This is a genomic window from Clostridium niameyense, from assembly GCF_001243045.1.
Classification (GTDB): Bacteria; Bacillota; Clostridia; order Clostridiales; family Clostridiaceae; genus Clostridium_F; species Clostridium_F niameyense.
In genome coordinates, this window is the sequence record NZ_LN849007.1 from 876,455 (window position 1) to 900,626 (window position 24,172).

Annotated in this window: 26 protein-coding genes; 25 read left to right on the forward strand and 1 reads right to left on the reverse strand. The window is 29.0% G+C overall.

Going from position 1 to position 24,172, the window contains the following annotated elements; genetic code table 11:
• The first annotated feature begins 16 nt into the window (after window positions 1-16).
• The 23 genes from BN1711_RS05155 (at window position 17) to spoVM (ending at window position 21,714) form a co-directional block, all read left to right on the forward strand.
• Window positions 17-1,351: a DUF512 domain-containing protein gene (locus tag BN1711_RS05155; protein ID WP_050607112.1), complete on the forward strand. Its 1,335-nt coding sequence runs from the start codon at window positions 17-19 to the stop codon at window positions 1,349-1,351.
• A gap of 2 nt (window positions 1,352-1,353) precedes the next feature.
• Window positions 1,354-2,670, forward strand: coding sequence for a ribosome biogenesis GTPase Der (der, locus tag BN1711_RS05160; RefSeq protein WP_050607113.1), 1,317 nt, complete (start codon window positions 1,354-1,356; stop codon window positions 2,668-2,670).
• 1 nt (window position 2,671) lies between these two features.
• Window positions 2,672-3,670, forward strand: coding sequence for an NAD(P)H-dependent glycerol-3-phosphate dehydrogenase (locus BN1711_RS05165; RefSeq protein ID WP_050607114.1), 999 nt, complete (start codon window positions 2,672-2,674; stop codon window positions 3,668-3,670).
• Window positions 3,671-3,759: 89 nt separating this feature from the next.
• On the forward strand, window positions 3,760-5,241 hold the full coding sequence (gene spoIVA, locus BN1711_RS05170) for a stage IV sporulation protein A (protein ID WP_050607115.1): 1,482 nt from the start codon (window positions 3,760-3,762) through the stop codon (window positions 5,239-5,241).
• Between the two features lie 103 nt (window positions 5,242-5,344).
• On the forward strand, window positions 5,345-6,346 hold the full coding sequence (locus BN1711_RS05175) for an asparaginase (protein ID WP_050607116.1): 1,002 nt from the start codon (window positions 5,345-5,347) through the stop codon (window positions 6,344-6,346).
• 175 nt (window positions 6,347-6,521) lie between these two features.
• Window positions 6,522-7,400, forward strand: a complete 879-nt coding sequence (locus BN1711_RS05180; protein ID WP_050607117.1) for a YicC/YloC family endoribonuclease — start codon at window positions 6,522-6,524, stop codon at window positions 7,398-7,400.
• 18 nt (window positions 7,401-7,418) lie between these two features.
• The gene (remA, locus tag BN1711_RS05185; RefSeq protein WP_050607118.1) at window positions 7,419-7,691 is read left to right on the forward strand and encodes an extracellular matrix/biofilm regulator RemA; all 273 of its coding nucleotides are present in this window, start codon (window positions 7,419-7,421) and stop codon (window positions 7,689-7,691) included.
• Window positions 7,691-8,320, forward strand: coding sequence for a guanylate kinase (gene gmk / locus BN1711_RS05190; RefSeq protein ID WP_050607119.1), 630 nt, complete (start codon window positions 7,691-7,693; stop codon window positions 8,318-8,320). Before remA ends, gmk begins: the two co-directional genes overlap by 1 nt.
• Window positions 8,301-8,519, forward strand: coding sequence for a DNA-directed RNA polymerase subunit omega (gene rpoZ / locus BN1711_RS05195; protein WP_050607120.1), 219 nt, complete (start codon window positions 8,301-8,303; stop codon window positions 8,517-8,519). Before gmk ends, rpoZ begins: the two co-directional genes overlap by 20 nt.
• 1 nt (window position 8,520) lies before the next feature.
• On the forward strand, window positions 8,521-9,708 hold the full coding sequence (gene coaBC / locus BN1711_RS05200; protein ID WP_050607121.1) for a bifunctional phosphopantothenoylcysteine decarboxylase/phosphopantothenate--cysteine ligase CoaBC: 1,188 nt from the start codon (window positions 8,521-8,523) through the stop codon (window positions 9,706-9,708).
• Between the two features lie 83 nt (window positions 9,709-9,791).
• Window positions 9,792-11,993, forward strand: a complete 2,202-nt coding sequence (priA, locus tag BN1711_RS05205) for a primosomal protein N' (RefSeq protein ID WP_050607122.1) — start codon at window positions 9,792-9,794, stop codon at window positions 11,991-11,993.
• Between the two features lie 20 nt (window positions 11,994-12,013).
• Window positions 12,014-12,454, forward strand: a complete 441-nt coding sequence (gene def, locus BN1711_RS05210; RefSeq protein ID WP_050607123.1) for a peptide deformylase — start codon at window positions 12,014-12,016, stop codon at window positions 12,452-12,454.
• A gap of 39 nt (window positions 12,455-12,493) precedes the next feature.
• Window positions 12,494-13,408 (forward strand): methionyl-tRNA formyltransferase, encoded by a 915-nt coding sequence (fmt, locus tag BN1711_RS05215; RefSeq protein WP_050608442.1) that lies wholly within the window; start codon window positions 12,494-12,496, stop codon window positions 13,406-13,408.
• A 31-nt stretch (window positions 13,409-13,439) separates the two neighbouring features.
• Window positions 13,440-14,120 carry a zinc metallopeptidase gene (locus BN1711_RS05220; protein ID WP_050607124.1) on the forward strand — a complete coding sequence of 227 codons (681 nt, stop codon included), beginning with the start codon at window positions 13,440-13,442 and terminating at the stop codon, window positions 14,118-14,120.
• Window positions 14,121-14,137: 17 nt separating this feature from the next.
• Window positions 14,138-15,466, forward strand: coding sequence for a 16S rRNA (cytosine(967)-C(5))-methyltransferase RsmB (gene rsmB, locus BN1711_RS05225; RefSeq protein WP_050607125.1), 1,329 nt, complete (start codon window positions 14,138-14,140; stop codon window positions 15,464-15,466).
• Between the two features lie 15 nt (window positions 15,467-15,481).
• Window positions 15,482-16,510, forward strand: coding sequence for a dual-specificity RNA methyltransferase RlmN (gene rlmN / locus BN1711_RS05230; RefSeq protein WP_050607126.1), 1,029 nt, complete (start codon window positions 15,482-15,484; stop codon window positions 16,508-16,510).
• Between the two features lie 20 nt (window positions 16,511-16,530).
• The gene (locus tag BN1711_RS05235; RefSeq protein WP_050607127.1) at window positions 16,531-17,280 is read left to right on the forward strand and encodes a Stp1/IreP family PP2C-type Ser/Thr phosphatase; all 750 of its coding nucleotides are present in this window, start codon (window positions 16,531-16,533) and stop codon (window positions 17,278-17,280) included.
• Window positions 17,258-19,150, forward strand: coding sequence for a Stk1 family PASTA domain-containing Ser/Thr kinase (gene pknB / locus BN1711_RS05240; protein WP_050607128.1), 1,893 nt, complete (start codon window positions 17,258-17,260; stop codon window positions 19,148-19,150). Before BN1711_RS05235 ends, pknB begins: the two co-directional genes overlap by 23 nt.
• A 36-nt stretch (window positions 19,151-19,186) precedes the next feature.
• Complete coding sequence (gene rsgA / locus BN1711_RS05245; RefSeq protein ID WP_050607129.1) at window positions 19,187-20,062, forward strand: ribosome small subunit-dependent GTPase A; 876 nt, start codon at window positions 19,187-19,189, stop codon at window positions 20,060-20,062.
• The gene (rpe, locus tag BN1711_RS05250) at window positions 20,056-20,706 is read left to right on the forward strand and encodes a ribulose-phosphate 3-epimerase (RefSeq protein WP_050607130.1); all 651 of its coding nucleotides are present in this window, start codon (window positions 20,056-20,058) and stop codon (window positions 20,704-20,706) included. Before rsgA ends, rpe begins: the two co-directional genes overlap by 7 nt.
• Window position 20,707: 1 nt before the next feature.
• Entirely contained in the window at window positions 20,708-21,343 is a 636-nt protein-coding gene (locus BN1711_RS05255) for a thiamine diphosphokinase (protein WP_050607131.1), read from the forward strand.
• Window positions 21,344-21,463: 120 nt separating this feature from the next.
• Entirely contained in the window at window positions 21,464-21,619 is a 156-nt protein-coding gene (locus BN1711_RS12525) for a hypothetical protein (RefSeq protein WP_163248323.1), read from the forward strand.
• 23 nt (window positions 21,620-21,642) lie between these two features.
• Window positions 21,643-21,714 (forward strand): stage V sporulation protein SpoVM, encoded by a 72-nt coding sequence (spoVM, locus tag BN1711_RS12930; RefSeq protein ID WP_129582174.1) that lies wholly within the window; start codon window positions 21,643-21,645, stop codon window positions 21,712-21,714.
• A 44-nt stretch (window positions 21,715-21,758) separates the two neighbouring features.
• Here the strand turns inward: spoVM and rpmB are convergent, their stop codons facing one another.
• Complete coding sequence (rpmB, locus tag BN1711_RS05260) at window positions 21,759-21,950, reverse strand: 50S ribosomal protein L28 (RefSeq protein WP_050607132.1); 192 nt, start codon at window positions 21,948-21,950, stop codon at window positions 21,759-21,761.
• 199 nt (window positions 21,951-22,149) lie between these two features.
• Between rpmB and BN1711_RS05265 the strand changes: the two genes are divergently transcribed.
• Both BN1711_RS05265 and BN1711_RS05270 read left to right on the forward strand, forming a co-directional pair.
• Window positions 22,150-22,503, forward strand: coding sequence for an Asp23/Gls24 family envelope stress response protein (locus BN1711_RS05265; protein ID WP_050607133.1), 354 nt, complete (start codon window positions 22,150-22,152; stop codon window positions 22,501-22,503).
• Between the two features lie 15 nt (window positions 22,504-22,518).
• Window positions 22,519-24,150, forward strand: coding sequence for a DAK2 domain-containing protein (locus BN1711_RS05270; RefSeq protein ID WP_050607134.1), 1,632 nt, complete (start codon window positions 22,519-22,521; stop codon window positions 24,148-24,150).
• The last annotated feature ends 22 nt before the right edge of the window (window positions 24,151-24,172 follow it).

Here is a 24,172-nt window from a genome sequence, read left to right on the forward strand (position 1 = left end):
AATTGGAGTTGAAATTATGAAAAAGGAAATAATAAAGGTAGAGAGAGGGAGCATAGCAGAAGAATTAGAAATAGAGCCAGGAGATTTTTTAGTTAATATAAATGGTAAAGAAGTAAAGGATATTATAGATTATAAATTTTTGATTGTTGATGAATATTTGGAAGTGGAAATAGAAAAGAAAAACGGAGAAATATGGGAACTTGAAATAGAGAAAGAGTATGATGAGAATTTAGGTATAGAATTTAAAGAAGCAATATTAGATAAACCCCAAAGTTGTCATAATAAATGTTTATTTTGTTTTATAGATCAACTTCCTAAAGGTATGAGAAAAACTTTATATTTTAAAGATGATGATTCTAGATTATCTTTTCTTCAAGGTAATTTTCTTACATTAACTAATATGAGTGATGAGGATATAGACAGAATAATAAAGTATAGAATAAGTCCTATAAATATATCTGTACATACTACTAATCCAGAACTTAGAGTTAAGCTTTTAAACAATAGATTTGCAGGCAATCTATATAAAAGAATGCAAAAACTTGCTAAAGCAGGTATTAAAATGGACTGTCAGGTAGTTTTATGTCCAGAACTTAATAATGGAGAGGAATTAAAAAGAACTATAGAGGATTTATACAAATTATATCCTGCTGTAGAAAATTTAGCAGTGGTTCCCATAGGAGTTACTAAATTTAGAAAGGGACTTTATCAATTTACTTTATTTAATAAAAAAACTGCAAGAGAAGAACTTAATATGGTAGAAGTTTATCAAAAAAAGTTTATGAATGAAATAGGTAAACCTTTTGTAAGAATGTCCGATGAGTTTTATGTTATAGCGGATAGAGATGTTCCTACAGAGGAATTTTATCAAGGCTTTAAACAATTAGAAGATGGTGTTGGAGTTATAAGAATGTTTAGGAATAACATAGAAAATAATTTATATAAAATTCCTAAAGATATACACAAAAGTTTTACATTTTTAACTGGTGCATCTGCTTATAATGAAATACTAAAAGCTGGGAATAAAATTATGGATTATAATCCAAAACTACATATAGATGTAATTAAAATATTTAATGAATTTTTTGGTACTACAATTACTGTAGCGGGTCTTATTACAGGTCATGATATAATAAATCAAACTAAAGAAAAAAAACTTGGGGATTATGTTATAATTCCTGATGTAATGCTTAGAAAAGGTTATGAGCCAGCTAATGATGATGAAAAAATATTTTTAGATGATATAACTTTAGAACAATTGGAAAAAGCTATTAATAGAAAAATTCTAGTATGTGATTATACAGGAGAAGATTTAATAGATATAATAATTGAGTACAGTAAGGAGGAATAAAAATGGGAAAACCAGTAGTTGCAATAGTGGGAAGACCTAATGTAGGAAAATCAACATTGTTTAATAAATTAGCAGGAAAGAGGATTTCAATAGTACAGGATACTCCAGGAGTTACAAGAGATAGAATTTATGCGGAGGCAGAGTGGTTAAAGTATAATTTTACTATAATAGATACTGGTGGTATAGAGCCTAAAAGTGATGATATAATATTATCTCAGATGAGAAGGCAAGCCAAAATGGCTATAGAAATGGCTACAGTAATTATATTTTTAGTAGATGGGAAGGAAGGTATAACACCAGCAGATAGAGAAGTAGCTCAAATGCTTAGAAAAAGCAAAAAACCTGTGGTTTTAGTGGTAAATAAAGTAGACAGAGTAAAAGAAGAAGATAATGCTTATGAATTTTATAATTTAGGAATAGGAGATCCTATAACTATATCAGCATCTCAAGCTTTAGGACTTGGTGATATGTTAGATAGAGTTGTAGAATATTTTAAAGATGATAAGGATGCATTAGAGAAAGAAGAAAGAATAAATATTGCTTTTGTAGGTAAACCAAATGTAGGAAAATCTTCTCTTATAAATAAGTTATTAGGGGAGAATAGGGTTATAGTAAGTGATATTCCAGGAACTACAAGAGATTCTATAGACAGCTATTTAGACACAGATGAAGGAAAATTTGTTCTTATAGATACAGCAGGTCTTAGAAGAAAAAGCAAAGTAAAAGAAGAAATTGAAAGATATAGTGTAATAAGAACCTATGCGTCTATCGAGAGAGCGGATATATGTATATTAATGATAGATGCTACAGAAGGGATTTCCGAGCAAGATGAAAAAATAATAGGATATGCTCATGATTTAAATAAAGCAATATTAGTCATAGTAAATAAATGGGATCTTATAGAAAAAGATGATAAGACCATGAGTGAGTTTAAAAAGGACTTAGGTTTTAATCTTTCTTTTATGCCTTATGCTAAATATTTATTTATTTCAGCTAGAACAGGTCAAAGAGTTCATAAAGTTTTAAGTTTAGCTAAAGAATGTTATGATAATTATACAAAGAGAGTAAAAACAGGGGTTTTAAATGATGTAGTAAGCAATGCTATAATGATGACAGAACCACCTATAATAGGTACTAAGAGATTAAAAGTATATTATGTAACTCAAATAGGAGTTAAACCACCAACTTTTATATTTTTTGTAAATGATCCAGCTTGTGTGCATTTTTCTTATAGAAGATATTTAGAAAATCAATTAAGACAAAATTTTGATTTTACGGGAACAGGTATAAAATTAGAGTTTAGGGAAAGGAAGGAATAAAATGAGTTCATGTGTAGCCTTCATAGGAGCAGGAAGTTTTGGAACTTCATTAGCTATAATGCTTTCCAAAAAAGGATTAAATGTTAATATATGGGCAAGAAAACATGAAATTGTAGAAGATATAAATGTAAAAAGAGAAAACATAAAATATTTACCTAAAGTAGTTATTCCGTCAGGAATAACTGCTTATACTGATATGAATAAGTCCATAGAAAATTGTGATTTTATAGTTTTAGCAGTACCATCTCATGTAATAAGAAAGATTTGTAAGGACATAAAACCTTTCATAAGAGAGAATCAGGTAATAATTAATATAGCAAAAGGTATTGAAGAAGATACAGGAAAAATATTATCTGAAGTTATACAAGAAGAGCTTCCATTAAATAAAGTAGTAGTACTTTCAGGGCCTAGTCATGCAGAAGAAGTAGCTTTAGATATTCCAACTACCGTAGTAGTTTCTTCTAAAGATATGAAATGCGCACAAAAGGTCCAAGATTTATTTATGACCAATAAATTTAGAGTATATACTAATGGGGATTTACTAGGTGTGGAAATAGGAGGAGCTGTAAAAAATATTATAGCTCTTGCAGCTGGTGTATCCGATGGTATAGGTTATGGAGATAATACTAAAGCTGCACTTATGACAAGAGGTATGAGTGAAATTAAGAGAATAGGTATAAAATTAGGTGGCAAAAATGAAACTTTTTCAGGACTTACAGGTATGGGAGATTTAATTGTTACTTGTACTAGTATGCATAGTAGAAATAGAAGAGCAGGTATACTTATAGGTAAAGGACATTCTACAGAAAAGGTTATAGATGAAATAGGTATGGTAGTAGAAGGTATAAAGGCTTGTAGAGCTTTTTATAATTTAAAGGAAAGACTAAATGTGGAAATGCCTATAACAGATATATTATATAAGGTGTTATTTCAAGGTAAAGATCCTAAATATGGAGTATATGAGCTAATGACAAGAGACAAAAAAAGTGAAATATATTAATTAATTTTATTAAGTAAATATTTAGTAATAATTTTTATACCCACTAAATATATATATATTGTTAATATTATATAGCTGGGGGGTATACTTTGGATAACTTTGATATATATAAAGATATAGCAGAAAGAACCCAAGGAGACATTTATGTCGGCGTAGTAGGTCCTGTTAGAACAGGAAAATCTACTTTTATAAAAAAATTTATGGAGATTATGGTCATACCTAAGATAGAGAACTCCTATAAGAAACAAAGGGCAAAAGATGAGCTTCCACAAAGCTCTTCAGGAAAGTCTATCCATACTACAGAACCTAAATTTGTTCCAAACGAAGCCATAGAAGTAAATTTAGGAGAGGATATTAAATTTAAAGTAAGAATGGTAGATTGTGTAGGTTATATTGTACAACAAGCTTTGGGATATATGGAGGACGAAGGTAAACCTAAAATGGTTACAACTCCATGGTATGATTATGAAATACCTTTCGAAGAAGCTGCAGAGATAGGAACTAAAAAAGTTATAAATGAGCATTCTACTATAGGACTTTTGATTACTACAGATGGCTCCATTACAGATATTGATAGACAAGAATATGTAAAGGTAGAGGAAAGGGTTGTAGGTGAGTTAAAATCTATAAATAAGCCTTTTATAATAGTTTTAAATTCAGCTCATCCTTATGCACCAGAAACCATAGAATTAAAAAAGAATTTAGAAGAAAAATATGATGTACCTGTACAAATTATGGATGTAATTAATATGAAGGAAGAAGACATAACTGATGTATTTCATAGAGTACTTAAAGAGTTCCCTATAAAGGAAATAAATATTTTTATGCCAACTTGGATAGAACAACTAAAAAGAGAACATTGGTTAAAGACAGATTTTCTAAATGTAGTAAAAGATATAGCAAAGGATATATATAAAGTAAGGGATATAAAAGGTATTGTAGATGGAATGGATGAATATGAATTTTTAGAAAACTGTGATTTGGATGAAATGAATATGGGGGAAGGTACTGCCAAGGTAAAACTAATGCCTAAAGAGGGATTGTTTTACAAAATTATAGGTGAAGTATGCAGTGAAGATATATCAAATGAAAATGACTTATTAAAAATAGTAGAACAGATGCATAAGGCTAAGTTAGAGTATGACAAGGTTGCTAAGGCATTAGAGGATGTAAAGGAAACGGGATATGGTCTTGTGGCACCTCAACTTACCGAAATGAAATTAGAGGAGCCTGAAATAGTTAAACAAGGTAATCGCTACGGTGTTAAATTAAAGGCTAGTGCACCATCTCTACACTTTATAAAGGCAGATATTGAAACAGAAGTGTCACCTATAATGGGCACTGAAAAAGAAAGTGAAGAAATGTTAAAATCTCTTTTAGAAGAATTTGAGAATGATCCTTCGAAAATATGGCAAAGTAATATGTTTGGAAAATCTTTAGAGGTTTTAGTTAAGGAAGGGTTACAAAACAAATTATATAGAATGCCAGAAGATGTACAGATTAAGATTCAAAAAACTCTGCAGAAAATTATAAACGAAGGTAATGGCGGATTAATTTGTATTATATTGTAATAAATCTAAAATCCTATTAGATAACCTAATAGGATTTTATTTTACCTATAAATAAAATAATGATATATTTAAATAAGAAAATAATATAAAGGGGACAGGTAGTATGAAAAAAGTTGCAGTAGTATTTAATGGTGGTACTATATCTATGAAAGTAGATCCAAGAATAAAGGCGGCGGTGCCAAGCCTTTCAGGTGAGGAAATAATGGCTATGGTTACAGGTATAGAAAAGTATGCGCAAATAGAATGTCATGACTTTTCTAACGTTCCAAGTCCATATGTAACTCCTGAAGATATGATGAATTTATCAGAATATATAAAAAAGTTATTAAAAAAAGAGGACATATGTGGGGTAGTAGTAACTCATGGAACAGATTCTTTAGAAGAAACTGCTTACTTATTAGATTTAACTATAAAATCTAATAAACCTATAATAGTTACTGGAGCTATGAGAAGTAGTTCAGAATTAGGTTATGATGGCCCAGCTAATTTATCTGCATCTATTTGCACAGCTATATCTAACGAGGCCATAGGAAAAGGTGTATTAGTTTGTTTAAATGATGAGCTAAATTGTGCAAGTGAGGTTACAAAATCTAATTCTACAGCATTAAATGCTTTTAGAAGCCCTGTATTTGGACCTATAGGTATAGTGGATAATAATCAAGTCATATTCTATAGAGAAAAATTAAAAAAACAACATATAGAAGTTGAAAAAATAGAAAATAATGTAAGTCTAATAAAATGCGTTTCTGGAATGAATTCAGGTTTAATAGACTTTTGTATAGATAAAGGAGATAAAGGTATAGTTATAGAAGCCATGGGAAGAGGCAATATACCACCTCAAATGGTAGATGGAGTTAAAAGGGCTATAGATAAAGGAGTAGCAGTAGTTGTAGTTTCAAGATGTTTTGAAGGAAGAGTATTAGATACTTATGGTTATTATGGTGGTGGAAAAAAACTTAGAGAAATGGGAGTTATATTTGGAGATTGTCTACCAGGACAAAAGGCGAGAATAAAGTTGATGCTAGCTCTAAAGAAATCAGAATATAATATAGATAAAATAAGACGAATTTTTGAAGAAGGACTTTATAATTATATTACTTATTAATAGTGATTTTAAAGAATTTAAATTAATGTGATAAAAGTTTGTTTATAGGGTTAATTTTATGATATAATTTTTTTAATAAAACTAAGCAAGTTTAAGAAAATACGGCTTGTGTTGTAAAGTTTATTTAATTTATGTATAATTATCATATCTGAGGGTATGTGGAAGGATGAAAATAATGATTAAAAGTATGACAGGGTTTGGTAGGGGCACTATTGAACAACAAAATAAAGTTTTTACGGTAGAAATAAGAAGTGTTAATCACAGATATTGTGATATAAATATCAAGATGCCTAAATCATTTATGCCTTTAGAAGAACATATAAGAAAGATTCTTCGTACAAAAGTTCATAGAGGTAAAATAGATGTATACATAACTTTTAATACATATGATAAAGATGATGTAGAACTTATATTCAATGAAACTTTAGCAGATAGTTATCATAAATGTCTCAAAAATATAAGTAAGAGATATGAAGTTAAAAATGATATGTCAGTATCTTTAATTGCTAGATTTCCTGAAGTAATATCTATGAAGCCTAAAAAGGAAGATTTAGATGAAATATGGAATATGTTAAATAATCCATTAAATGAAGCAGTAAATGATTTGGTAAATATGAGGGAAAGGGAGGGCAGTAAGCTTTACCAAGATATAAACACTAAATGTGAAAATATAAAAGTCATGGTAGGGAAAATCGAGAAAAGGCTTCCTTTAGTAGTTAAAGATTATAATAAAAAGGTTAATGAAAGAGTAAGAGAACTTTTAGAAAACTCAGAAGTTGATGAAAATAGAATTGCTATGGAAGTTGCCTTATTTGTAGATAAGTCTTCTATAGATGAAGAAATAGTAAGGCTTAATAGTCATATAAATCAGCTAAAAGAAACTTTAAATTTACAAGAGCCAATAGGAAGAAAACTCGATTTTATAGTTCAAGAGATGAATAGAGAAGCTAACACTATAGCATCTAAAACCACAGATCTTGAAACAGTAAACTTAATATTAAATATAAAAAACGAAATAGAAAAAATTAGAGAACAAGTACAAAACATAGAATAAAATATTAGGAGGATTTTTATGGGTATAAAATTAATAAATATAGGTTTTGGAAATATAGTATCAGCAAATAGATTGGTAGCTATAGTAAGCCCAGAGTCAGCACCTATAAAAAGAATAATTCAGGAAGCAAGAGATAGAGGAATGCTTATAGATGCAACTTATGGAAGAAGAACAAGAGCAGTTATTATAACAGATAGTGACCATGTTATACTTTCAGCGGTACAACCGGAAACAGTGGCGCATAGATTATCATCAAAAGATGAAGAAATGGCAAATGAGGTTGATGAATAATGGCTAAAAAGGGACTACTTATAGTAATATCAGGACCATCTGGTGCTGGTAAAGGAACTATATGTAAAGAACTTATAATGCGAGAAAAATTATGGGTTTCAGTATCTGCTACTACGAGATCTCCGAGACAAGGTGAAGAGCATGGAATAAATTATTACTTTTTGACTAGAGAAGATTTTGAAGAAAAAATAGAATCAGGAGATTTTTTAGAGCATGCTGAGGTTTATGGAAATTTATACGGAACTCCTAAATCTAAAGTATTAGAAAAAATAAATAATGGGCATAATGTAATATTAGAAATAGATATTCAAGGTGCCTTAAAAGTGAAAGAAACTTATCCAGAAGGTGTGTTTATATTTGTATTGCCTCCTTCAATGGAAGAACTTAAAAGAAGAATAATAGGTAGAGGTAGTGAAACAGCAGAATCTTTAATGACAAGATTTAAATCTGCTTATAAAGAAATAAATTATGTGTCAAAATATAATTATGCTGTAGTAAATGATGAAGTTGAAAAGGCAGTAAAAAAAATAAAAGGTATAATTGTAGCAGAAAGCTGCAGAGTAGATAGAATTAAAGATACAATATTAGCTTCAAAGGAGGAATTTATTCATGAGCAGTTCTATGATTAATCCATCAATAGTAGATTTAATGGAAAAGGTAGATAATAGATACGCATTAATAGTTATAACATCAAAAAGAGCAAGACAAATTATAGATGGGAAAGAACCATTAGTAGATATGGATTCTACTAAGCCTGTTACTTTAGCTATAAATGAAATTAATGAGGGAAAAATAAGCTACAAAACACTTAAAGAAGGAATAAAATAATATGAATAAAAAATCTGTAGTTATAGGAGTAACTGGAGGTATTGCATGTTATAAGACTTTAGATATAGTAAGTAGATTAAAAAAGAAGAACTATGAAGTAAATGTAATTATGACAAGTTCAGCATTAAAGTTTATAAATCCACTTCCTTTTCAGAGTCTAAGTCAAAATTTTGTGGTTAAAGATATGTTTGAAGAACCAAAGGCCTTTGAAATACAACATATATCTTTAGCTAAAAAAGCTGATTTAATATTAGTAGCTCCAGCTACGGCAAATATTATTGGTAAAGTTGCTAATGGTATAGCAGATGATATGCTATCTACTACTATAATGGCAGCTAAGTGTCCCATAATTTTTGCTCCAGCTATGAATACAAATATGTATAGAAATCCTATAGTACAAGATAATATGAAAAAATTAGAATATCATGGTTATAGCTTTATAAATCCCATCTCAGGAAAACTTGCCTGTGGTGATGTAGGAGAAGGAAAAATGGAGGATACTGAAACTATAGTAGAAATGGTGGATAGTATGCTTTATCCTATAAAGGACTTAATAGGTAAAAATGTATTAGTTACTGCAGGACCTACTATAGCTCCTATAGATCCAGTAAGGTTTATAACTAATAGATCTTCAGGAAAGATGGGTTATGCTATAGCAAAAGAGGCTAGAGATAGGGGAGCAAACGTGACTTTAATATCAGGACCTACTAATCTAAAAGATCCTATAGGAGTAAATCTTATAAGAGTAAAAACTAATGAAGAAATGTTGAATGCCGTAAAGGATAATTTTAATAATAAACATATAGTAATAAAATCTGCAGCTGTTGCAGACTATAAACCTAAAGAGTACTGTAATCATAAGATAAAGAAAGCAGGAGAAAATTTAAATTTAGAACTTATTAAAGATACGGATATATTAAAGGAATTAGGACTTATAAAAAATAATCAAATATTAGTAGGATTTGCTGCAGAGAGTAAAGATCTTTTAGAAAATGCAAAGGTTAAATTACATAATAAAAACTTAGATTTTATAGTGGCGAATAACATATTGTCTAAGGATACGGGATTTTCCTCAGAAGATAATTTAGTTACTATTTTATCAAAGGATGGTAATGTTATTGCTTTAGAAAAAATGACTAAAAGAGAAATTGCAAATAAATTATTTGATGTTATATTAAATAAAATGTAATAATTATACAAAAGGGGCAGTAACCTAAGTAAGTTAAGGCCTCTTTTGTTATTAAATTATATTTTCCTTAAAAGGGTGATAAAGTGTTTAAATATGCAGGTATTGTAGTAAATAACTCTTCTATAAAATTAGATAAATTATTTACTTACGCAATTCCAGAAAAAATAATAGATAAAATAAAAATAGGTCATAGAGTAAAGGTGCCTTTTGGAAAAGGAAATAAAAAGATATATGGGTTTATTTTAGAACTTTATGAGGATATAGAAGAAAAGGTAGAAGTAAAATCTATTGTAAGTTTATGTGAGGAAGAACCAATCCTTACATTAAATGATATAAAACTTATAATGGAAATGAAAAAAAAATATCTTTGTACATATTTAGAATGTATAAAGGTTATGATACCGCCGGGAATTAATAAGGGTACAAAAACTAAAATAGAGAATTTTATATTTAAGGGTCAGCCATTAAAGGATAAGTATAAAAAAGAAAATTACATGAAAATTTATAATTGTGTAAGAGAAAATAATGGAGTTTATAATAAAAATTCTTTGAGTAATAAGTTTAACTTTTCCCTATCCTCTATAAATACTTTAATAAAACATGGATTTTTACTTCAGAAACCATTGGTAGTAAATAGGTATAACAATAAAAATTATAAAGATTATGAAGAAAAAATATTGAATTCGGATCAAAGTTTAGCTTTATATAAAATATTAAATTCTAAGAATAAGGTTTCTTTAATTCATGGAGTTACTGGTAGTGGAAAAACAGAAATTTATATGCATCTTGTAAAGCATATGATAAGAAAAGGAAAAGATTCTATTATATTAGTACCTGAAATATCTTTAACCCCACAAATGGTAGAAAGATTTAAAGGAAGGTTTGGAAAAGATATAAGTGTATTTCATAGTAAATTATCTGATGGAGAAAGATTTGACGAATGGAGAAGAATTAAAAATAAAGAAGTAAAGGTAGCTATAGGAGCAAGATCCGCAGTATTTTTGCCTTTTAATAATTTAGGGCTTATAGTTATAGATGAAGAACATGAAACTAGTTATAAATCTGATAGTAATCCTAAATATAATGCTAAGGAAATTGCTTATATGAGATGTTTTAATGAAAATTGCAAGCTAATATTAGGGTCAGCAACACCTTCTTTAGATACATATTATTTCTCTAAGAATAACATGATAAATTTAATAAATATGGATAAAAGAATAGATGGAGCATCTATGCCTAATGTTAAAATAGTAGATATGAGAGAAGAATTAATAAAGGGTAATAAATCCATATTTAGTAATGATTTGTATCAAAGTATAAAAGAAAGTCTTTCTAAAAAAGAACAGGTGATTTTGTTTTTGAATAGGAGAGGATTTTCTACTTTTGTATCTTGTAGGCAATGTGGTTATGTATTTAAGTGCAATAATTGTGATATATCTTTAACTTATCACAGTAGTGATAGATTTTTAAAATGTCATTATTGTGGTAGTAGGGCAAAAGTTCCTCACAAATGTCCTAATTGTGGTAGTAAATATGTGAAATATTTTGGAGTAGGTACAGAAAAAGTAGAAGAAGAAATAAAAAAATATTTTAGTGAAGCAAGAGTATTAAGAATGGATTTAGATACTACAAGAGCTAAAGATTCTTACGAGAATATATACAGGATTTTTAAAGAAGGTAGAGCAGATATTTTAGTAGGAACTCAAATGATAGCTAAAGGATTAGATTTTCCTAATGTAACTTTAGTAGGAATTATAGCAGCAGATATATCTTTAAATTTACCAGATTATAGAGCAGAAGAGAGGACATTTCAGCTTATAACTCAAGTATCAGGAAGAGCTGGAAGGGGTAATAAAGAAGGAAAAGTTATAGTTCAAACTTATAATCCAGATAATGACAGTATAATTTCTGCAGCAAATGGAGATTATGAAGGCTTTTATAATAAAGAAATAACGGTAAGAGAGAATATGAATTATCCACCATTTTCAAAAATATTACTTATAAATTTAAGTAGTAAATATGAACACAAATTAATAAAAAATATACAAAATGTTGGGATAATTTTAGAGAAAAATTTATCAAAATATGATAATTTAAATATACTAGGTCCATGTCCCTGCCCGTTGTCAAAAATAAAGGAAATGTATAGGTGGCAAATAGTTATTAAGGGAAGTATAGATAATAATTTAGCAAAAAAAATAAAAAAAGTGGTTTATACTTTGTTAGAACCTGTTTATAATGATATAAGGGTAAGTTTAGATATAAATCCTAGTAGCTTATTATAATTTAAATGGAGGGAATAATTATGGCTTTAAGAAATATAAGAGAAAATGGAGACGGATTATTAAGAAAAAAAAGTAGAAAAGTAGAAAAGATTGATGAAAGAATATTAACTTTAATAGATGATATGGTAGAAACTATGTATGAAGCTGATGGAGTAGGACTTGCAGCTCCACAAGTTGGTATTTTAAAAAGAGTTGTAGTTATAGATGTAGGAGAAGGAATATTAAAACTTATAAATCCAGAAATAATAGAAAAAGAAGGAGCTTATACAGATGTAGAGGGCTGCTTAAGTGTACCTGGTATACAAAAGAAAGTTGAAAGACCTTATAAGGTAAAGGTTAAAGCTTTAAATGAAAAAGGAGAAGAAATAGTGGTAGAAGGTGAAGAACTTCTAGCAAGAGCACTATGTCATGAAATAGATCACTTAGAAGGAATTTTGTTTATAGATAAAGCAATAAATTAGAGGGGAGATGTAAATTTGAAAGATGTAAGTATAGTTTTCATGGGAACTCCAGAGTTTGCAGTACCTTCTTTAAAAATATTAATAGATGAATTTAATGTAGAGGCAGTATTTACACAACCAGATAGACCTAAAGGAAGAGGAAAAAAGCTAGCTATATCTCCTATAAAAGAAGTAGCTTTGGAAAATAACATACCAGTTTATCAACCTTTAAAATTAAAGAATGATGAAGAATGTATAAAAAAGTTAAAAGAAATTAAACCTGATTTTATAATAGTAGTAGCTTTCGGACAAATACTTTCAAAAGAAGTATTAGATATACCTAAGGTAGGATGTATAAATTTACATGCTTCTCTTTTACCTAAGTATAGAGGTGCAGCTCCAATAAATTGGGCTATAATAAATGGAGAAAAACAAACTGGAAATACCACTATGTTTATGGATGTGGGATTAGATACAGGAGATATGCTTTTGAAAAGTTATGTAGATGTAACTGAGGATATGACTGCAGGTGATCTTCATGATATTCTAAAAGAGGATGGAGCAAACCTTTTAGTTGAAACTATTAAGGGATTAAAGGATAATTTAATAAAAAGACAAAAACAAGAAGATAGTAAAAGTATGTATGCTTCAATGCTTAATAAAGCTATGGCTAAAATTGATTGGAATAAAAACAGTGAGGATATAAATCTTTTAGTTAGAGGTTTAAATCCATGGCCTGTTGCATATACTCAATATGAAAATAAATTAATGAAAATTTATAAAACTAAAATTATTAATGAAAATTCTGATGAAATTCCAGGCACAATTATAGGTGTATCAAAGGAAGGAATAAAAGTATCTACTAAAAATGGAGTTTTATTGCTTCAGGTTATTCAATTTCCTGGTAAAAAACCTATGGAAGTATCAGAATATATAAAAGGACACAATATAATAGAGAATACTTTATTAGGTTAAAAATTAAAATGGTAAGGTAAGGAGGATAATTATGTTTTATTATGATAGCACTATGCTTATTTTAATACCTGCTCTTTTAATATCAGTTTGGGCTCAATTTAAAGTTTCCTCTTCTTTTGATAAATATTCTAGAATGTCTACTATGAATGGATATACAGGTGCACAAGTTGCTAGAATGCTTTTAGATTCTAAGGGACTTTATAATGTGCCTGTAGAACTTATAGGAGGAAAGCTTACAGATCATTATGATCCTACAAGAAGAGTTATGAGATTATCTAAAGAAGTTTATTATGGAAAGTCTGTAGCATCTATAGGTGTAGCAGCCCATGAAACTGGTCATGCTATACAACATTTGGAAAGTTATTCTCCGCTTATGATAAGAAATTCTATAGTACCAGTAGTTAATTTTAGCTCTAGTGCTTCTTGGATTTTGTTTTTTATAGGTATATTATTTCAAGTCCCAAGCCTTACTAGATTTGGAATTGTTTTATTTACTGCGGTAGTATTATTTCAACTAATAACTCTACCAGTAGAATTTAATGCTTCTAGTAGAGCTTTAATGCTTTTAAAAAATCAAGGTATACTTTATGAAAATGAAGTAAATGGGGCTAAAAAAGTATTACAGGCAGCAGCAATGACCTATGTAGCAGCAGCTATGACAGCTATATCACAACTTTTAAGACTTATAATTTTAAGCAGAAATAATGATTAAGGGAAGGTTAAGATATAATGAAAACACCTAGAAAAGTAGCAGTGGACATACTAAATTCTGTAATATATAATAAGGCTTATTCTAATATAGTACTAGGACAAGAGCTTAATAAATCTAATTTGGATAGTAAAGATAAGGCTTTAGTTACAGAAATAGTTTATGGAACTTTAAAATATAAACTAACATTAGATACTATAATACAAAGTTATGTTAGAAATAATATAAATAAAATGGATAAGAGTATTTCAAATATATTAAGAATGAGCATATATCAATTAAGATATTTAGATAAAATACCGGAATTTGCAGCAGTAAATGAGGCTGTTAATATAGCAAAATCTATTTCTATAAAGCATTCTAAATTGGTAAATGGAGTGCTTAGAAATTATATAAGAACTGATGAAAATAAGAAATATTATGATGAAGAAAACAAAATAGAATATTTAAAATTTAAATATTCTTATCCAAATTGGATAACAAAAATGTTTATAAATCAGTATGGAGAAGAACTAGCAGAAAAAATACTACAAGGATTAAACGAAACTCCAGATTTAACTGTAAGGGTGAATAATTTAAAAGAGGATTATGAAAACATATGGGAATTTTTACATCAATATGGGTATAATATACAAGAAGGGGTTATATGCCCAGAGGCCATAAAAATATTAAAAGGTAAAAATATAGAAAACAACCCCCTATTTGTAAAAGGTGATATTACTGTACAAGATGAAAGTGCTATGCTTGTTGCACCATCTATGGAACTTAAAGAGGGCATGAAAGTTATAGATCTTTGTAGTGCACCAGGTGGTAAAACAACTCATATGGCAGAAGTAATGAACAATAAAGGCAAAATTTATGCCTGTGATGTGCATGAAAATAAATTAACTTTAATAAAACAAAATGCTCAACGATTAGGAATTAGTATTATAGAAACTAAAGTTAAAGATGCTACAGTCTATGATAAAAATTTTAAAGAGGAATTAGATAGAGTTTTAATAGATGTTCCTTGTTCTGGACTTGGAATAATAAGAAAAAAGCCAGAGATAAAATGGACTAAAAATACTAAAGATATAAAAAATATAATAAAAATTCAAAAAAATATAATGGAAAATGCCTGTCTTTATTTAAAAAAAGATGGAATAATGTTATATTCTACTTGTACTATAAATAAAGAAGAAAATGAGAAAAATGTATTAAGTTTTTTACAAAAGCATAAAGAGTTTAAAGTGGAACCTTTATATTTTGGAAGTGTAGAAAATATAGTTTATCATAAGGAAGGGTTTGTAACTATATTACCAAATAAAAATATGGATGGATTTTTTATAGCTAAATTGAGAAAATGTTAGTAGGTGTATATTATTATGAAAAATATATTAGATTTTTCATTAGAGGAATTAAAAGAATGTATAGTTAAAAATAAAGAAAGTGGATTTAGAGCCAAACAAGTATTTAATTGGATATATAATAGTTTTGTATGGGATTTCAATGAAATGAAGAATTTACCCAAATCTACCAAGGAAAAGCTTTCACAAGAATTTTATATAGGAATTCCTAAAATAGTTAAGAAATTAGAGTCACAAGATAAAAATACTTATAAATTCTTGTTTGAATATAAAGACGGAAATGTAATAGAATCTGTAGTAATGAAATATAAACATGGAAACTCTATTTGTGTATCTACTCAAGTGGGTTGTAGAATGGGCTGTAAATTTTGTGCGTCTACTTTAGAGGGAGTTATAAGAAATTTAACTGCGGGGGAAATAATAGCACAAGTATTAGCAGCACAAAAGGAAATAGGTGAAAGAATTTCTAATATAGTTTTAATGGGAAGTGGAGAGCCTTTAGATAATTATGATAATGTAGTTAAGTTTTTAAAGTTAGTAACAGCTGAATATACATTAAATGTAGGACAAAGACATATAACATTATCAACTTGTGGTATAGTACCAAAAATAAAGGAGTTAGCGGATACTAATTTAAATATAACTTTAGCCATATCACTCCATGCACCTTATGATAACTTAAGAAAAGAAATGATGCCTATAGCTAATAAATATTCTATAAAAGAACTTATAGAAATTTGTAAGTATTATATTGATAAAACTAATAGAAGAGTAACCTTTGAATATGCCCTAGTAAGTGGTAAAAATGACACATTAGAATGTGCGAATAAACTAAGTAATTTATTAAATGGACTTTTATGTCATATCAATTTAATTCCCGTAAATGAAATAAAGGAGAATAATTACAAAAAATCCTCATTAAAAAATATTGAAGTATTTAGTAATATGCTAAAAGAAAGGGGCATAGAAACTACTATAAGAAGAGAAATGGGTTCAGATATAAATGCAGCCTGTGGACAGCTTAGAAGAAGTTATATTTCACAATAAAACAAAAGGGGTGTGAAACTATGTTGGGGATGCTATCTGATATAGGTAATGTAAGAAAAATAAATGAAGACTATGTAGGACATTTTCAAGGAAATAAAATTAAATTATATATAGTAGCAGATGGTATGGGAGGACATAATGCAGGAGAAGTGGCCAGTAAAATGGCTGTAGAGTCTACTATAGATTATGTAAAAGCTAATCCTCAGTGTGAAAATCTTGAAAAGCTATTGGTAGAAGGTATTGAATTTGCAAATTCTAGAATTTATAAAACAGCTAAAGATCACAAAAAAATGCTAGGTATGGGTACTACTATTACTGCTTGTATAGTAGATGATGGAGAAGATTTAATAGTAGCCAATGTTGGAGATAGTAGTTGCTACATATTAAAAAATAATGGAGTATTCAAAATTACTAAAGATCATTCCTATGTGCAACAGTTAATAGATGAAGGAACTATTACTAAGGAGGAAGCAAACACTCACCCTAATAAAAATGTTATCACTAGAGCCTTAGGAACTAATGTATCGGTAAATGTGGATACCTTTAGGGTTAATATGGATAAAGTCTATAAAATAATCTTGTGTACAGATGGATTAACTAACTATGTAAATGAGAATGAAATGTATGATATAATAACAAAAAATAAACAAAATAATGAAGCTGCTTGCAGACAACTTGTAGATCTTAGCAAATTAAAGGGAGGAAAAGATAATATATCCGTTATCTTGTTTGAAGGAGAGTGTGAGTATGATAGGAACCATGTTGGGTAATAGGTACGAGTTATTAGAAAAAGTAGGAGAAGGAGGCATGGCCGTAGTTTATAAGGCTAAGTGTCATTCTCTAAATCGTTTTGTTGCAATTAAAATATTGAAAAAACAATTTTCAAATGATAAGGATTTTGTAAGAAAGTTTACTGTGGAAGCTACTTCAGTAGCTAGTTTATTAGATAATAATATTGTAAATATATATGATGTAGGGTCTGAAAACAATATACACTATATAGTAATGGAATATGTAAAGGGAAAAACTTTAAAAGAATTAATTAATGAAAAAGGTAAGTTAGGTGCTAAGGAAACAGTAAGAATATCTATTCAAATAGCTAATGCACTATCCTGTGCCCATAAAAATAACATTATACATAGGGACATAAAACCTCATAATATACTAGTTACAGATGAAGGAGTAATAAAGGTTACAGACTTTGGTATAGCTAAAGCTTCTAATTCTGCTACTATAACAAACTCAAGTAAGGTTATGGGATCTGCGCATTACTTTTCACCAGAGCAGGCAAAGGGTAGTGTAGTGGATGCAAGAACGGATATATATTCTTTAGGAATTGTAATGTATGAAATGATTACAGGAAAAGTTCCTTTTGACGCAGAGAGTCCAGTGTCTGTTGCATTAAAACACATACAGGAATCTGTAATTCCACCTAATAAAATAAATAAGGATATTCCTGAAAGTTTAAATAAAGTAGTATTAAAGTGTTTAGAAAAACAACCTATAAAGAGATATCAAAGTATAAAAGATTTATTAGAAGATTTATTGAAAATACAAAACAATGAAGATATATCAACTGATGACAATTTATCAGAAAATGATATGACAAGGGTTATGGATACTGCTATAATAAATGATAAATTAAAAGAAAGTTTATATAATGAAAATGAAGATGATGAAGAAGATGATGAAGGTGATGATTATGAAGAAGATGATGAGAAAAATGTGGGCCTCTTAAATAAAAAGTCTTCTGGTAGAAAAATAAACAAAAGGTTAATAGGCGGAGCAATAGCTGTACTTATTGTGGTTATAGGAGCTGTTTCTGCATTCTTGGCCCATGGAAAACTAGGGGGATCAGAAGTTGCCGTACCTAATATTGTAGGAATGTCTAAAGAACAAGCGGAAAAAGTGTTAAAGGATAAAAAGTTAAAATTAACTGTTGCTCAAAAGGTGAAAAGTGATAAAGAAGAAGGTACAATTATAGAATGTTATCCACCGATTGGAACTAAAGTTAAGGTTAATTCTGAAGTTAGGGTTAGTATAAGTGGAGGAAATATTCTAACAGTTCCAAATTTAAAAAGTATGGATTTAGAAACGGCTAAAAAAATAATATCTGATAGTAAATTAAAATTAGTAAATATAGATTATCAGTATAATGACTATGTAGCAAGAGGAAATGTTATAAGTCAAACACCAGATCCAGATTCAGAAGTAAAGGAAGGATCAGAAATAAAATTAGTTATAAGTAAGGGTCCTGAGGTTAAATATGTAAAAGTTCCAAATGTAGTAGGAAGAGCTTTAGGAGAAGCTCAAGGAGCTTTATCAAATGCAGGCTTATCTGTAGGAGGATCTAAAATTATTTATACAGAGGATCAATCTCAAGATGGAAAAGTTGCATCTCAAAGTATAGGAGCATCAGAAAGTGTTAAACAAGGAACTTCTGTAAGTTTAACTTACTATAAATATAAGCAACCAGAACAAAAACAGGAACAGAAACCTCAAGTTAAACCAGAGAAAGAACCAGAGAAAAAGCCAGAAGTTAAGCCAGAACCAAAGCCAGAACCAAAGCCAGAACCAAAACCAGAACCAAAACCAGAGCAAAAGCCACAACCAGAGTCACCAGCTCCAAAAGAGGAATAAATATTAATAATATTAAAGTTAAAACATGGAGGTATTATGAAAGGAACTATAATTAAGGGTATAGGTGGATTTTATTACGTTAAAATAAATGATTCAGATGAAATAATAGAGTGTAAAGCAAGGGGTAAGTTCAGGCACACTGAACTTACCCCTATGATTGGTGATAATGTAGATATTACTGTAGAAAATAATAAAGGAATTATAGATAACATATATAAGAGAAAAACAGAACTTATAAGACCAGCAGTAGCTAATGTTACTCAGGCGTTGGTGGTTTTTTCCCTTAAAAATCCTAATATAAATATAGATTTATTAAATAAGTTCTTAATATTATGTGAATATAATAATTTAAGGGCTATAGTTTGTTTTAATAAAGTTGATTTAGTAGATGAAAAGGATTATAAAAAAGTAACAGATATAATAGAAAAAGCTAATTATGATATAATATTTTTAAATGCAAAAGAAGGATTAGGTATAGATAAAATAAAAGAAAAGATAAAAGGAAATATTACTGTACTTTGTGGTCCTTCAGGTGTAGGAAAGTCTACTATATTAAATAAAATTACAGGCAAGGAAACTATGGCTACAGGGGACATAAGTGAAAAGCTAAAAAGAGGTAAACATACAACTCGTCATAGCGAGCTTATATATGCAGATGAAGGATTAATAGTGGATACTCCCGGATTTTCCTCACTAAATATAAATTTTATACAAAAGGATGAATTACAATATTGTATGCCTGAATTTAAAGAGTTTATAGGTAATTGTAAATATATATCTTGTGTTCATCATAAAGAACCTTCTTGTGCTATCAAAGAGGCAGTAGAACATGGTATAATACATGAGGAAAGATATAAATTTTATATAAAAACTTTAGAAGAAACTATGATTAGGGGGAATAAAAAATGGTAAGAATAGCACCTTCAATACTTTCCGCGGATTTTTCTAGATTAGGGGAAGATATAAAAACTATAGAAAAGTTTGGAGCAGATGTGGTTCATATAGATGTAATGGATGGTATGTTTGTTCCTAATATTTCTTTTGGTGTACCAGTTATGAAAAGTATAAGAGGATTAACTAATATGCCTTTTGATGTACATCTTATGATAGAAGAACCAGGAAGATATGTAGAACAATTTGCAAAAGCTGGTGCAGATATTATAACAGTGCATTATGAATCAGACAGACATGTAGATAGGACCATAAATTATATAAAAAGTTTAGGAGTTAAGGCTGCTATAGCTTTAAATCCAGGTACACCTGTAAGCCTAATAAAAGACTTGATAAGTAGTCTTGATATGGTACTTATAATGTCTGTAAATCCTGGATTCGGAGGTCAAAAGTACATAAATTATTCTTTAGATAAGATTAAAGAAGTAAAAGCATTAAGTGAAAAATATAATCCAAATTTACTTATTGAGGTAGATGGAGGAATAAATAAAGAGAATATTAAAGAAGTAGTAGATGCAGGAGCTAATGTAATAGTAGCAGGTTCCTCTGTATTTAAAAATGGAGAAGTAGAAAAGAATATAAAACTTTTAAAAGAGGCATTTTAATATGAAAATAGTTGTAATAGGTGGAGGAGATGAACCTTCTGAATCTATTTTAAAAGAAGAGATAAAAAATTCAAAATATATTGTATGTGCTGATAGTGGTGCCAATTGCTTATATAAGTATCATATAATTCCCGACTATATTATGGGGGATTTTGATTCTATAGATAAATCAGTATTAAATTATTTTAAAAATAAGAATGTAATTGTAGAAGATTTCCCTAAAGACAAAGATTTTACAGACGGATGTTTAGCAGTTGAAAAAGCCATAGAACTTAAGGCTACAGAAGTTGTTTTATTAGGATGTACAGGCAATAGGGTAGATCACGTACTGGGAAATTTAGGATTGCTTGGTATATGTCTTGAAAATAATATTAGGGCTTATATGAGAGATAATAATAATAAAATAATGTTAACTAATAAAAGTTTAATATTGAAGTCTAATAGCAATAAATATTTTTCACTTCAAGCTTATGGTGAAGTAGTTAAGGGTGTAACATTGACAAATGCTAAGTTTCCTTTAAAAGATTACAATTTAAAAATGGGAGATACACTAACTACATCTAATGAATTTACAAAAGAAGATTTACACATAGATTTTAAATCTGGAATTCTTATGATAATAATAAGTAATGATTAAAAACCTTATATTAATAAAGATTTTAAGCAAAAGACTTTAAAGTGACTAAGGCTTTTGCTTTGTCACTTTTTTGATATCATTAACATATTATAGTATATAACATATAAAGGGGGGGCTTCTATGGGAAGAAGAAGAAATAGGAAATTTGGAATTGTGCTTGGATCTATCGGAATTGGAATTGTAGCTGCAGTTATACTACCTATATGGGGATGGCTTCTAGCTGTAGGAGCTGGGCTTATATATCTAGGTTGGTGGATATTAGGTAGGTGTAGGTAAAATTAATATATAGGAGTGTTTAAATGAAAATAGTAGCCATTAAGTTACCTAAGTTTTTATCTAATATAATTAAGAGGATAAGAAAAAAAAAATAATATAAAATAAAAAATGCAATTGTTAAACAACTGCATTTTTTATTTTATATGGCACGTTGTACTTTTCCAGAACGAAGACATCTAGTACAAACATGAATTCTCTTTGGAGTTCCATCAACTATAGCCTTAACTCTTTTTATGTTAGGAGCAAAGGATCTTTTTGATTGACGGTGTGAGTGACTATATTGTACACCAAAAGTAACACCTTTACCGCATATTTCACACTTTCTTGACATTCAAAACACCTCCCTAAAATTGTGAAGTTAAACTTCTCAATTCAAACATTAATAATTTTAACACAGAATATATATATTATGCAAGCAAAATAATTAGTAATATACTAAAAAAAACATAAATAATAATATATTTCCTTGAATAAATCTTTTATTTAATATAAAATAAACTATATGATATGATATTAAGGAGGTTTCTTTAATGATAGGGAATATAACCAACGAATATGGATATATAGATTATGCGGAAGATGTAGTTGCAAATATTGTAGGAGTGTCTACTATGGAATGTTATGGAGTAGTAGGTATGGCTTCTAAAAATGCTACAGATGGTTTTTGGGAATTAATAAAAGGTGGAAGTTTTAACAAGGGAGTTAAAATACACAAGAATGAGGATAACAAATTAAATATAGAATTGTTCATAATAGTAGAATATGGAACAAAAATTTCAGTAATAGCCAATAACATAATACAAAAGATAAAATATAATGTAGAAAACTATACAGGTATTAAGGTTTCTAGTATTACTGTAAATGTTCAGGGTGTTAGAGTTTAGGGAGGTAATTCATAGATGGAACATATAAATATAACTGGTGAAGATTTTTACAATATGATAGTAAATGGAAGTAATAGTTTAGAAAGACAAAAGGATTTTGTAAATTCTTTAAATGTTTTTCCGGTACCAGATGGTGATACAGGAACTAACATGTCAATGACTTTTAGGTCTGCAGTTACAGAAATGGATTCTTTTAATGGAAGAAATATAGGTGATATAGCTAAGAAAGTAGCAAAAGGAGCTCTTATGGGAGCTAGGGGAAATTCAGGAGTTATTTTATCACAAATATTTAGAGGAATTTCAAAAGGGTTAGAAGGAAAAGAAAAAGTGGATGCGGCTGAGTTTGCAAATGCTCTATTAGAAGGTTCAAAATCTGCTTATAAAGCAGTAATGAGACCTACGGAAGGAACAATTTTAACTATAATAAGAGCAGCAGCAGAAAGTGCAATTAGATTTGAAGGTGAAGATGTAGCAAGTTTAATGAAAGAAGTATGTGAATATAGTGAAAATATTTTAAATAAAACACCAGAAATGCTTCCGGTACTTAAAAAAGCTAAGGTAGTAGATGCAGGCGGTATGGGACTTCTTATAATACTAAAGGGGATGTATGAGGTCTTAGATAAAGATTTAAAAGTTAAACTACAAGGTGAAATGAGCTCTAGCACTACAAAAACAGCAGTTCAACAATGTAATGAAGAAATAAAATATGGTTATTGTACTGAATTTTTTATATTAACAGATAAGATAGATGTAGATTCTTTTAGAGCGGAATTAGAAACTTTAGGAGATTCTATGATAGTAGTTGCGGATGAAGATTTAGTAAAGGTTCATATACACACTAATGATCCAGGATACATATTATCAAAAGCTGTAAAACTTGGACCACTTTCAAAAATAAAAATAGATAATATGAGAGAACAACATAACCATATAATAGATATGGAAAACAATGATAAATATAAAAGTGAAAATCAAGAAGAAGAGGAAACTAAAAGGTATGGGTTTATATCTGTAGCATTAGGAGAAGGTATAAATGCTATATTTAAGGATTTAGGTGTAGATGAAGTTATAGAAGGCGGTCAAACTATGAATCCTAGTACGGAGGATATAGTAAAAGCTATAGATAAAATAAATGCAGAAAATATATTTATTTTCCCTAATAATAAGAATATAATAATGGCGGCTACTCAAGCTGTAGATATTGTAGATAAGAATGTAGTTGTAATTCCAACTAAAACTATACCAGAAGGAATAACTGCTATAACAATGTTTAATTCAGAGGCAGATGTATCTGAAAATGAGAAACAAATGAAAGAAGCTATGGAAACTGTAGCTACAGGATCCATAACTTATGCAGTAAGAGATACAGAAATAGATGAAAAAATCATACATGAGGGAGATATATTAGGCTTAGTACAAGGTAAAATTAAAGAAGTAGGTAATGATATATTTGATGTATGTAGTAATATAATAAAAAGTATGGTAAATGAGGATAGTGAACTTATAAGTGTATTCTATGGTAAGGATTGTGATTCTAATAAGGTTGAAGAATTTATAGATAAGTTAGAAGAAGAATATGAAGATATAGATGTACAATGTTATGAGGGAAAACAACCTTTATATTATTTTATAGTATCTGTAGAGTAAAAAAAGCCTAAGGGCTTTTTTT

What these genes read in the sequence shown, in the direction of transcription:
- BN1711_RS05155 (WP_050607112.1), top strand. Translation starts at nt 17, where the DNA reads ATGAAAAAGGAAATAATAAAGGTAGAGAGAGGGAGCATAGCAGAAGAA.
- der (WP_050607113.1), top strand. Translation starts at nt 1,354, where the DNA reads ATGGGAAAACCAGTAGTTGCAATAGTGGGAAGACCTAATGTAGGAAAA.
- BN1711_RS05165 (WP_050607114.1), top strand. Translation starts at nt 2,672, where the DNA reads ATGAGTTCATGTGTAGCCTTCATAGGAGCAGGAAGTTTTGGAACTTCA.
- BN1711_RS05175 (WP_050607116.1), top strand. Translation starts at nt 5,345, where the DNA reads ATGAAAAAAGTTGCAGTAGTATTTAATGGTGGTACTATATCTATGAAA.
- BN1711_RS05180 (WP_050607117.1), top strand. Translation starts at nt 6,522, where the DNA reads ATGATTAAAAGTATGACAGGGTTTGGTAGGGGCACTATTGAACAACAA.
- remA (WP_050607118.1), top strand. Translation starts at nt 7,419, where the DNA reads ATGGGTATAAAATTAATAAATATAGGTTTTGGAAATATAGTATCAGCA.
- gmk (WP_050607119.1), top strand. Translation starts at nt 7,691, where the DNA reads ATGGCTAAAAAGGGACTACTTATAGTAATATCAGGACCATCTGGTGCT.
- rpoZ (WP_050607120.1), top strand. Translation starts at nt 8,301, where the DNA reads ATGAGCAGTTCTATGATTAATCCATCAATAGTAGATTTAATGGAAAAG.
- coaBC (WP_050607121.1), top strand. Translation starts at nt 8,521, where the DNA reads ATGAATAAAAAATCTGTAGTTATAGGAGTAACTGGAGGTATTGCATGT.
- def (WP_050607123.1), top strand. Translation starts at nt 12,014, where the DNA reads ATGGCTTTAAGAAATATAAGAGAAAATGGAGACGGATTATTAAGAAAA.
- fmt (WP_050608442.1), top strand. Translation starts at nt 12,494, where the DNA reads ATGGGAACTCCAGAGTTTGCAGTACCTTCTTTAAAAATATTAATAGAT.
- BN1711_RS05220 (WP_050607124.1), top strand. Translation starts at nt 13,440, where the DNA reads ATGTTTTATTATGATAGCACTATGCTTATTTTAATACCTGCTCTTTTA.
- rsmB (WP_050607125.1), top strand. Translation starts at nt 14,138, where the DNA reads ATGAAAACACCTAGAAAAGTAGCAGTGGACATACTAAATTCTGTAATA.
- rlmN (WP_050607126.1), top strand. Translation starts at nt 15,482, where the DNA reads ATGAAAAATATATTAGATTTTTCATTAGAGGAATTAAAAGAATGTATA.
- BN1711_RS05235 (WP_050607127.1), top strand. Translation starts at nt 16,531, where the DNA reads ATGTTGGGGATGCTATCTGATATAGGTAATGTAAGAAAAATAAATGAA.
- pknB (WP_050607128.1), top strand. Translation starts at nt 17,258, where the DNA reads ATGATAGGAACCATGTTGGGTAATAGGTACGAGTTATTAGAAAAAGTA.
- rsgA (WP_050607129.1), top strand. Translation starts at nt 19,187, where the DNA reads ATGAAAGGAACTATAATTAAGGGTATAGGTGGATTTTATTACGTTAAA.
- rpe (WP_050607130.1), top strand. Translation starts at nt 20,056, where the DNA reads ATGGTAAGAATAGCACCTTCAATACTTTCCGCGGATTTTTCTAGATTA.
- BN1711_RS05255 (WP_050607131.1), top strand. Translation starts at nt 20,708, where the DNA reads ATGAAAATAGTTGTAATAGGTGGAGGAGATGAACCTTCTGAATCTATT.
- BN1711_RS12525 (WP_163248323.1), top strand. Translation starts at nt 21,464, where the DNA reads ATGGGAAGAAGAAGAAATAGGAAATTTGGAATTGTGCTTGGATCTATC.
- rpmB (WP_050607132.1), bottom strand. Translation starts at nt 21,950, where the DNA reads ATGTCAAGAAAGTGTGAAATATGCGGTAAAGGTGTTACTTTTGGTGTA.
- BN1711_RS05265 (WP_050607133.1), top strand. Translation starts at nt 22,150, where the DNA reads ATGATAGGGAATATAACCAACGAATATGGATATATAGATTATGCGGAA.
- BN1711_RS05270 (WP_050607134.1), top strand. Translation starts at nt 22,519, where the DNA reads ATGGAACATATAAATATAACTGGTGAAGATTTTTACAATATGATAGTA.